Annotated in this window: 9 protein-coding genes; 2 read left to right on the top strand and 7 right to left on the bottom strand. The window is 69.0% G+C overall.

All coding sequences use genetic code 11. The features are described from left to right. Positions 1-28 precede the first annotated feature (28 nt). The gene (locus ABZU75_RS43180; RefSeq protein ID WP_355568220.1) at positions 29-2,278 is read left to right on the top strand and encodes a heavy metal translocating P-type ATPase; all 2,250 of its coding nucleotides are present in this window, start codon (positions 29-31) and stop codon (positions 2,276-2,278) included. Between the two features lie 380 nt (positions 2,279-2,658). On the opposite strand, the gene ABZU75_RS43175 is transcribed toward ABZU75_RS43180, so the two are convergent. Both ABZU75_RS43175 and ABZU75_RS43170 read right to left on the bottom strand, forming a co-directional pair. Further along, positions 2,659-4,176 carry an MFS transporter gene (locus tag ABZU75_RS43175; RefSeq protein ID WP_355568217.1) on the bottom strand — a complete coding sequence of 506 codons (1,518 nt, stop codon included), beginning with the start codon at positions 4,174-4,176 and terminating at the stop codon, positions 2,659-2,661. Continuing rightward, a complete protein-coding gene (locus tag ABZU75_RS43170) occupies positions 4,173-4,781 on the bottom strand; it encodes a helix-turn-helix domain-containing protein (protein ID WP_355568214.1) in 609 nt (202 codons plus the stop codon). Before ABZU75_RS43170 ends, ABZU75_RS43175 begins: the two co-directional genes overlap by 4 nt. 218 nt (positions 4,782-4,999) lie before the next feature. Here ABZU75_RS43170 and ABZU75_RS43165 point away from each other — a divergent pair, with 218 nt between their 5' ends. After that, positions 5,000-5,200 (top strand): hypothetical protein, encoded by a 201-nt coding sequence (locus ABZU75_RS43165; RefSeq protein WP_355568211.1) that lies wholly within the window; start codon positions 5,000-5,002, stop codon positions 5,198-5,200. Here the strand turns inward: ABZU75_RS43165 and ABZU75_RS43160 are convergent. From ABZU75_RS43160 to ABZU75_RS43140, 5 genes are all read right to left on the bottom strand, one after another. Further along, positions 5,166-5,918: an SDR family oxidoreductase gene (locus ABZU75_RS43160; protein WP_355568208.1), complete on the bottom strand. Its 753-nt coding sequence runs from the start codon at positions 5,916-5,918 to the stop codon at positions 5,166-5,168. The genes ABZU75_RS43165 and ABZU75_RS43160 overlap by 35 nt on opposite strands. Positions 5,919-6,298: 380 nt before the next feature. After that, on the bottom strand, positions 6,299-6,814 hold the full coding sequence (locus ABZU75_RS43155) for a hypothetical protein (RefSeq protein WP_355568205.1): 516 nt from the start codon (positions 6,812-6,814) through the stop codon (positions 6,299-6,301). Between the two features lie 294 nt (positions 6,815-7,108). Continuing rightward, positions 7,109-8,026 carry an aldo/keto reductase gene (locus ABZU75_RS43150; RefSeq protein ID WP_355568203.1) on the bottom strand — a complete coding sequence of 306 codons (918 nt, stop codon included), beginning with the start codon at positions 8,024-8,026 and terminating at the stop codon, positions 7,109-7,111. Continuing rightward, on the bottom strand, positions 8,023-9,075 hold the full coding sequence (locus ABZU75_RS43145; RefSeq protein WP_355568200.1) for a hypothetical protein: 1,053 nt from the start codon (positions 9,073-9,075) through the stop codon (positions 8,023-8,025). The genes ABZU75_RS43150 and ABZU75_RS43145 overlap by 4 nt, the downstream gene beginning before the upstream one ends. A 297-nt stretch (positions 9,076-9,372) precedes the next feature. Further along, the coding region (locus ABZU75_RS43140; RefSeq protein WP_355568197.1) for a TCP-1/cpn60 chaperonin family protein at positions 9,373-9,768 on the bottom strand (396 nt) is incomplete at its 5' end.

The raw sequence follows: 9,768 nt of genomic DNA, 5'->3' as shown, positions 1-9,768 counted from the left end.
CTGGCATGACGAGCGAAAGGAGCAGGTGATGTCTCCCCTCACCGACGACAGGCCGCAAGGCACGGTCGAACTCTCGATCGGTGGCATGACCTGCGCGTCCTGCGCCAACCGGATCGAGCGCAAGCTCAACAAGCTCGACGGCGTGAGTGCGACCGTCAACTACGCCACAGAAAAGGCCAAGGTCACCTTCAGCGAGGGCATCGACCCGCAAGAGCTCATCGCCGAAGTCGAGAAGACCGGCTACACCGCCGCGCTTCCTGTGAAGCCGGACAGCGGCACACAGCAGGACGGACCACAGACCGACCCGGCCGATGAACTTCAGCCGCTGCGCCAGCGGCTGGTCACCGCGGTGGTACTCGCCGTGCCGGTCATCGCGATGGCGATGATCCCGGCGCTGCAGTTCACCAACTGGCAGTGGCTGTCGCTCGTCCTGGCCGCACCGGTCGTGGTCTACGCGGGCTGGCCCTTCCACCGGGCCGCGTGGATCAACCTGCGCCACGGCGCCGCCACTATGGACACTCTGGTCTCGCTCGGCACCATCGCCGCTCTCGGCTGGTCGTTGTGGGCGCTGTTCCTCGGCAGCGCGGGTACCCCGGGTATGACTCACCCGTTCGCGTTCACGATCGAGCGCACCGACGGCTCGGGCAACATCTACCTCGAGGCGGCCGCGGGCGTGACCGCGTTCATCCTGGCGGGGCGCTACTTCGAGGCCCGCTCCAAGCGCCGCGCCGGCGCCGCTCTGCGGGCCCTGCTGGAACTGGGGGCCAAGGACGTCGCGGTGCTACGCGATGGCAAGGAGGTCCGCATCCCCTCCGACCAGCTCAAGGTCGGGGACCGGTTCGTGGTCCGGCCCGGCGAGAAGATCGCCACCGACGGCGTGATCGAGGAGGGCTCCTCCGCCATCGACGCCTCCATGCTCACCGGCGAGTCGGTGCCGGTCGAGGTGGGTCCCGGCGAGGCGGTGACCGGCGCGACCGTCAACGCCGGTGGCCGCCTGCTCATTCGCGCCACCCGCATCGGCGCAGACACCCAGCTCGCCCAGATGGCCAAGCTGGTCGCCGACGCCCAGACCGGCAAGGCCCAGGTCCAGCGGCTGGCCGACCGCATCTCCGGGATCTTCGTCCCGATCGTGATCGCGCTGGCCGTCGGCACGCTCGGCTACTGGCTGGGCACCGGCGACGGTGTCGGTGCGGCCTTCACCGCCGCGGTCGCCGTGCTGATCATCGCCTGCCCCTGCGCCTTGGGCCTGGCCACCCCGACCGCGTTGCTGGTCGGCACCGGTCGCGGAGCCCAGCTCGGCATCCTGATCAAGGGCCCCGAGGTCCTGGAATCCACCAGGAAGATCGACACCGTCGTGCTCGACAAGACCGGCACCGTCACCGAAGGCAAGATGACCCTCACCGACGTCCACCTCGCCGACGGCGAGGACGCCACCGAGGTGCTGCGCCTGGTCGGCGCCCTGGAGCACGCCTCCGAGCACCCCATCGCCCGGGCCGTCGCCCGGGGCGCCGCCGAGCGCGTGGGAGAGTTGCCCGCCGCCGAGGACTTCGCCAACCTCGAAGGCCTCGGCGTCCAAGGCATCGTCGACGGGCACGCCGTGCTGGTGGGCCGTCCCGCACTGCTCGCCGAGTGGTCACAGCACCTGCCGGTGGAACTGGAACGGAAACTGCAAGCGGCTCAGGCCGCCGGCCGTACGGCCGTCGCGGCCGGCTGGGATGGGAAGGCCCGCGCGGTGCTGGTGGTGGCCGACACGGTCAAGCCGACCTCGGCCGAGGCCATCCGCGATCTCCGAGCGCTGGGACTGAGGCCGGTGCTGCTCACCGGCGACAACGAGACCGTGGCCCGGTCGGTGGCCGCCGAGGTCGGCATCGACGAGGTGATCGCCGAGGTGCTGCCCGCCGACAAGGTCGACGTCATCAAGCGCCTGCAGGCCGAGGGCAGGTCGGTGGCCATGGTGGGCGACGGCGTCAACGACGCCGCGGCACTGGCTCAGGCCGACCTCGGCCTGGCCATGGGGACCGGCACCGACGCCGCCATCGAGGCCTCCGATCTCACCCTGGTCCGCGGCGACCTGCGGGTGGCCGCCGACGCCATCCGCTTGTCCCGCCGCACCCTGGCCACCATCAAGGGCAACCTGTTCTGGGCCTTCGCCTACAACGTGGCCGCCCTGCCGCTGGCCGCACTCGGCCTGCTCAACCCCATGATCGCCGGAGCCGCCATGGCGTTCTCCTCGATCTTCGTGGTCGGCAACAGCCTGCGCCTGCGCCGCTTCAAGTAAGACCAACTTCATCTGAGACCACTCGGCTTCGAGCGGACATCGTGACGGCCTCCGGCATTGTGCCGGAGGCCGTCACGCCATTTTCCGGAAACCAGACCCGTGCGGACAGTCGATGCGAACCTCGGTGACTCCGGCAGCAGAGCTCAGTTCAGCGCCCAGCGGGCCTGAATCCCCTCGAAAGTTGAGCCGTCCTCACCGGCGTCGAGCAACTCCCGCACCAACGGCCCGGGTCGTAAGCTCGGCAGCGTAACGTGGCACGGGTGCCCTTGGCCTTCACCCGCGCCCGGCGCCCTGCCAGGTCCAGGTCCTCGATGTTGAGGCCGAGCCGCCCATCGGCCTGATCGAAGAACAAGTCACCCCTGGTCGGCGGCGTGTGGCGATCAGTTGTGCCCGGCGGTGACATCGAGGTCGCGCGGGACGAGCCACCAGACGGCGAGCGCGGCGGCGAGCATGAGCACTCCCCCGGCCAGCCCGGTCATCTCCAACGACGAGGTGAACGCCACCTTGGCCTGCTGGGCCAGGTGCGCTCCCGTGGCTCCGGTCTGGCGGGCGACCTCGATCGCGGCGGCCAGCGACTCGCGGGCGGCATCACCCGCGGCGGCCGGCAGCGCCTCCCGGTACACGGCCGCGGCGACGCTGCCCAGCACCGCGACGCCGAGTACGCCGCCCAGTTCGTAGCTGGTCTCCTCGATCGCGGCGGCGCTACCCGCCTTCTCTGGCGGCGCACCGGCCATGATGACCGCCGAGGCGATCGCCAGCGAGCCCATACCCAGCCCGATCAGCAGCAGCGACACGGCGATCCACGGATAGGTGACGGGCGCGGCGTACAGCACGCCGAATCCCAGCCCGGCCACCGCCAGCCCTCCGGCCAGTACCGGGCGGGTTCCGACGCGCACCGCCAGCGAGGGCGCCAGCGGCGACAGCACCAGCGCGCCCAGCGCGGTCGGCAGCAGCCGCACGCCGGTCTCCAGCGGGGAGTAGCCGCCTGCGAGCTGCATCCACTGCGCCATCAGCAACATCATCGCCGCCATCCCGATCGACGTGCTCAGCGCGGCGATCGTGCCCGCGGTGAACGGCCGGCTGCGAAACAGGCGAATTTCCAGCAGCGGATCGGACCGGTTCAGACAGCGCCAGACGAACCAGGCGAGAACCACCACGGCGAGGCCGAGGGTGAGCCACGGGCCGATGCCGGCCGGGCCCTCCTTACCGAACTGCTTGATCGAGTAGACCAGGGCGACCATCCCGGTGATCGACAGCGCCGTGGCGAACACGTCCCAGCGGCCCGGGCGCGGGTTGCGCGACTCAGGGAGCAGGAAGAGACCGGCGACGATCGCCACCGCCATCACCGGAACGTTCACCAGGAACGCCGCGTGCCAGCTGAAGTGCTCCAGCAGCAACCCGCCCAGAATCGGCCCGAGCGCGCCGCCCAGGGCGGCCATCGCGGCCCAGACGCCCAGCGCGGTCGCCCGCTCCCTGGGGTCGGTGAACAGGGTGCGGATCATCGACAGCGTGGACGGCATGATCATGGCGCCGCCGACGCCGAGCATCGCCCGCACCGCGATCACTTCGCCGGGTGAGTCGGCCCAGAGCACCACCGTGGAGGCCAGCCCGAACAGTGAGAAGCCGGTAAGCAGCATCCTCTTGCGGCCCCATCGGTCACCGAGCGCGCTCACCGTGACCAGCAGACCGGACAGCACCAGCGCGTAGACGTCCACCATCCACAGCAACTCGACCGAACCGGGACGCAGGTCGGCCGAGATCGCGGGCAGGGCGACATTGAGGATGGTCATGTCCATGACCACCAGCAGCAGGCTCGCCGACAGTACCGCCAGCCCGGCCCAGCGCCGCCGCCGCGACACACCGGGCTCCGTCAACGGCGCGTAGGAGGTGCGCGTCATGCCCTTCTCCCGGCCTTACCCTGCGAACCGCCGCCATGGTGAGGATCGTGCTCGCCGGCGCCGCGGAAGAAGGTCTCGTGCAGCATCCCGGGAAGGTCGCGCCGTGCGACGTCGCCCCGGTTCAGGCTTTCCCGTACGGCGAGCAGCAGGCCGTACACCGTATTGCTGATCCACCGCACCGGCAGGTCGGCCCGCAGGACCCCGGCGCGCTGGGCCGCCTGGTAGAGCGCGATCTCCCTGCCCTCCAGCTCGTCACCGCGTTCTCGCAGCTCGGGCACCGACATCACCAGGTCGGTGAGCGCGAAGTTGTACTCCTCGGCCTCGCCGATCAGTCCACTCAGCATCTCTCTCAGAGCGGTGGTGATCACCACCGGCTCCACGGAGCGGGCGGCCTGCTCGATCCCGGCCCTGTACTGGGCCTCCTCCCATCGATCCAGCGCGCGGTGGCCGAGTGCGAGCAGCAGTTCTTCTCGACCGGTGAAGTGCCGGTGCAAGGTGGCGCGGCTCACTCCGGTCGCCTCGGCGATGTCGGCCATCGACGCGGCCGGGTCGTGGTTAAGGTGCTGGATCGCGGCGACAATGATCTGATCGCGACTCACAGCCATCAGTCAACTCCGTATCGTTTGCGACATATATGTCGCAAACGATAACTGATTGTCTGAACCATTCGCGTCGCCGGTGGGCCGATCGACTCGTTCGCAGCAGGCCCTCGATGATCGCTGGCTGGGGCCACAAGACTCGTCTATGCCGAGGCCTCGGTTCGCCGGCGGGATCCGCGCGGCCGGCTACTGGACGGCCCGGACCGGGAGGCTGCCAAGGGGCGGTGCTGACGGATCCGCGGCTGCCGGAAAGCCCCGAGACCCCGCTGGCCGAGCACGCCCTGGTCCTGCACCTGGCTTTGCGTGATGTCGCCTCCCGGCTCGGTGTCGACGTCAGCGTCGATGAGGAGGGGCGGCTGCACGTGGCCAAGGTGCCCCCGCCGCACAGGTCTAGATGGACCGGTGCATGCCCCCGTCGACGGTGAAGGTCTCTCCAGTGATGTAACCTGCCGGCCCCGAGGCGAGGAACACGATGAGCGCGGCCGCTTCCTCGGCAGTCCCGAACCGACCGGCGGGGATCAGTTTGCGGGCGAACTCCTCCCGTGCCTCCTGCGTGGGAAAGTGGGCGCGGAGTTGCTCGCTGTCGATTCGCCCCGGTGCCACACAGTTCACGGTGACCTTCTGCGATGCGACCGTGCGCGAGAACCCCTTGGCCCAGAGAATGCACGCCGCGACCGCCGCCTGAGCCGCCGACACCGCGACGGGCTCAAGAATGCCGACGAGGTTCACGACACGCCCCTGGCCGCCTGCCGCCATAAGGGGCAGAAATTCCTGGGCCAACCGCCGCTTGGAGTGGAAGTTGAGTTCGAACTGGCTCTGCCACAGCGCCTCGTCGAGGCCGGCGCCCGCAGGTTCGGCGCGCCCGGCGTTGTTGATCAGGATGTCGAGTAGGCCAAGGCGTTCCTCCACTTGCTGTCTCAACCGTACCGCCGCGCTCGGGTCGGTAAGGTCGGCTACCAAACAGAGGGGGCGCGGGTGGCCCTCGGCCGCGATCTCCTCCGCGAGTTCCTCAAGAAGGTCAAGCCGTCGCGCGACCAGAACGACCTGTGCTCCTTCAGCGGCCAACATGCGCGACGTCGCCATGCCGATACCGGCGCTCGCACCTGTTACCAGGGCACACCGCCCTGAGAGCCCAAGATCCATCTTCTCTCCTACGCGTCAGTGCCGGTGTCCGACGGCACGCGGAAATCGGTACGGGCGCCGCAACACTAGGTCCGCGATCGCAAGAATGTCAAGCAATCGCTTGATTTACTCTGATCCTCTCGATGCCGGGCCGCTGAAGAAATTCAGGTCGGATACCCCTGACCTGTGCCAACGCGAGCCGGGGAGTTTCGTTGCGGACGGCGCAGGTCTGCCCACGCAGGGATTGTCGGTGTCCCGGCAGGGGTCCCGGCAGCAACGGAGCAGAATCCAACGAACCCGGCCCTGAACTACGGCGATGTGGTGTTACGTGCCGAGAAGGAAGAGAATGTCCGCCCTGGTTGTCGGCGCTGAGGGGGTGATCCGCGGGTCAGCGAGGTTAGTTATAGGGGCGGTGTACTCGGCGCGGGCCTGTTCGAGGGTGTCGGGGTAGCGCTGGGTCTTCGCCGTCTGGGCGCCTGCGTTTCCATATGTTCGGTGCCTTCGATGACTTCCCGCGCGAGCTCATCGGCGAGGGCACCGTCGGCCGGGACTTCCTGTGCAGCAGGGGTTTCTCGGGTACCGGTGGGGGCGACGCGCCGCAGGAGCAGAAGCACGAGCACAAGCAGCGCTGCAGCCGGCCCGCCACTGATGATCGCGACGGCGTGCAGTCCGGAGGCGAAAGCGTTGCGCACGGTTGCAGCCATCGCCTCGCCGAGCTCGCCGGGGAGGCGTTCGGCGATGGCCAGGCCGCCGCCGAGATTGCCAGCCGCCTCCCTCACCACGTCTGCGGGCGCGCCTGTCGGGGAGGCGGCCTGCACATGGTTGCGGTACACGGCTGCCATCACGCTGCCGGTGGCGGCGGCGCCGAAGGCAAGACCGAGCTCGTAGGCGGTCTGCCCGGCTCTGGTTGCGGGCACCGTTGGCGGCCATCGCCCGCCGCCGGGCAGCGGCGTCCAGGTGGAAGTCGGGACCGTTCCTCCTTCGTCTGCGTCGGTAGCACCCGAAGACAACCGAGTGCAACCAGCGCTCGGTCCACACCGCCGACACCCGGGAACGCCCTCGTCGAGTTCCTCGACGAGGGGCGCGCCCGGGGCGCCGCCGAACTCACTGAAGATCGATGACGCGCTCGCTGAAGTTCAGGTGGCGCTCAACAAAGACCACAAGATCAACGCGGTATGGGGCTCATAACGTGATTCTTACCGGCACCCCTCCTACCTCGCGCTGAGGCGGTCCCGCAGTGCGTCGTACACGTCCATCGGGAGTGGGCCCTTCTGGGCGGCTGCGACGTTGGCCTGCACGTGCGTTACCTGGGTCGAGCCGACGATCAGCGAGTGCAGATCTTGGTGAGTGAGGATGAAGCGGAGCAGGAGTTCCATCGTCGAGGCGCCGTCCGCCAGATCGTCCGGGTCGGCGGCGGCGAGTCGCGCGTGGCGGTCGGCAAGCGGCCGGCGCATCGGCTCCGGCATGGCCTCGGGCGGAGCCATGAGCGGGCGGGCGATTGAGCCGTGAGCGATCGTCCCCGCGCCGGCTGCCGCGGCGGCGCTGATGAGTTCCTCGTGGGAGCGGTCGAGCGCCGAGTAGGGGAGGAGGAAAACGTCGAACGCCCCGATCGCGATGTGCTCCGGAAGGTTGGGCAGATTCCCCGACATGCCGGTGAAGCGGATCGCGCCTTGGTCCTGGAGGGCCTGCATCTCGGCGATGGTGTCCTCGGCCTGCATCACGGCGACGCTCGGGCTCATGTGCACCATCAAGATGTCAAGGTGGTCGGTGCGCATCCGGCGCAGGCTCTGCTCGACGCACGCGCGGACGTTCGCCTTGGTGTAGACGTGCGGCGGAACCGTCCGCGGGTCACCGTCCGCGGCGAGTGGGCAGCCGCACTTGCTGGTGAGGACGAACTCGTCGCGCCGGTGGGAGATCCAGCGGCCGATGTGCTCCTCGGCGTCGCCGTAGTCCGGCGAGGTGTCGATGAGGTTCACTCCCGAGTCGAGGACCGTGTTCAATACCGTGCGGGCCTGATCGTCGCTTATCGGTTTGCCCCACGCCTGTGGCCCGCGCATCTCCATCGCTCCGTAGCCGAGGCGGCTCGCCTGCAATCCGGTCCTTCCGAGCTTCGCGGTTGGCAGCGTCACGTCATCGTCCTCTCTTCGGTCTCGGCCGTCCTGGCGCGTCCGTATTCGGCCAGGGCGTGGAAGGCGGCCTTGGGTTCCCACGGCAGCCCTGGATAGGTCGTCCCTGTGCGGCCGTGCTCCAGGATCTTGACGATGCCGAAGCTGGCGGTGTCGAAGTCCCGTTCGGGCTCGGAGGCCGTCGGCAGGTCCCGGCGGGCGAACGTGTTGACGAACGCCGTGTCCGTGCCCTCCTCGTCGTAGATGTCGAGGAGTTCGCGCACGTATTCGGCTTGTTCTTCTTCGTCCCGCATGACGGCTGCGGTCAGGCGGGCGGGGCGGGCACGTTCGTCCCATTCGACGATGGAGTCGCCGCGTCCGCCCAGAGCGGCGGCTCCGCGGTGGGTGGTGCAGCCGAACTCGGTGACGGCGAACGGCTTGCTCTGCGCGATCTGCGCGCGGAGACCCTCACGGAAACCGTGCGCGGTGGCCGCGTCGCGGTATCCGGCGTCGGTAGCGATCATGTCGAACGGAGCCCAGTCCACGCCTTCGAAGGGCAGGGAGGCGTAGCTGACTGGGCCGCCGAACCGTTCGCGCACCGCGGCGACGGCTCGGGTGAGGAAGGTGTTGACGCGGGCGGGCAGTTCGGGGAGCGCGGCGCGCAGCCGCGCGGGCTCGGCCATCACGCCAAGCCGCTCCTCCAAGCTGTCTCCGGGCAGAAATCCGCTGGTGAGCAAGCTGATCTCGGAGCCGGTGAGGAATACGACGCGAGTCCCTGCCTGGCGTAGGCGTTCGGAACGTTCGGCACCGTCGACGATGAATGTCATCAGCTCGCCTTGGGTGAGGCCGTTGGTGAACGGCGAGTACCAGACCTCCAGGCCCGCGCGGGCGGCGTGGTGTGCGGCGGTCTCAAGGCGGTCCGGGTCTCCTCCGGTGATGCGGACCGCGTCGCAGTGCAGTTCGTCGCGGATGATCTGCATTTCGCGGCGCACCGTGTCCGGGTTGAAGGGCTCGTGGGTGGTGGTTCCGGCAGATGGGAAGCCGGTGTCGTAGGTGACACCGTAGGCACGCATCAGGGGCCTCCGTGTGTGGTTAGGGGGATGCGGGCTGGGGCGGGCCGCGCTCTCGTACAGCACCCGAAACAGCGTCCTGTCGCGCAGCGGGAGGTCGTGACGCTGCCACAGGGATTCGATCCGGTGCCGGTCGATGACCTCGGCCTGCGACGGCTCTCGACCACGACGGGCCGGTCCTGGTGGGGTTGTCGATGCTGAGCGTTCATGACACGTATCCCCGATGCACATCGACGAGCCGGTCCCAAAGACTAGGAAATCCGCCAGCCCGCGTCCGCGACGCACAGGTTGAAGATCAGGCTAGAAGTCCATGTCGCCGCCGCCGGGCATGGCGGGAGCGGCTCCGGCCTTCTCGGGCTTCTCGGCGATGACGGCCTCGGTGGTGAGGAACAGCGCCGCGATGGACGCCGCGTTCTGCAGAGCCGAGCGCGTCACCTTGGCCGGGTCGATGATGCCCGTCTCGAACAGGTTGACGTACTCGCCGGTGGCGGCGTTGAGACCCTCACCCGCGGGAAGGTTGCGCACCCGCTCGACCACGACGCCGCCCTCGAGGCCGGCGTTGACGGCGATCTGCTTCAGCGGCTCCTCAAGAGCCTTGCGCACGATCGCGGCACCGGTGGCCTCGTCGCCGGAGAGCTCCAGCTTGTCGAACGCCTTGGCGCCGGCCTGCAGCAGGGCCACGCCACCGCCGGGGAC

The organism is Streptosporangium sp. NPDC005286 (genome assembly GCF_040607515.1).
In the GTDB taxonomy this organism is placed as follows: domain Bacteria; phylum Actinomycetota; class Actinomycetes; order Streptosporangiales; family Streptosporangiaceae; genus Streptosporangium.
This window is presented reverse-complemented; position numbering and strand designations above follow the sequence as displayed.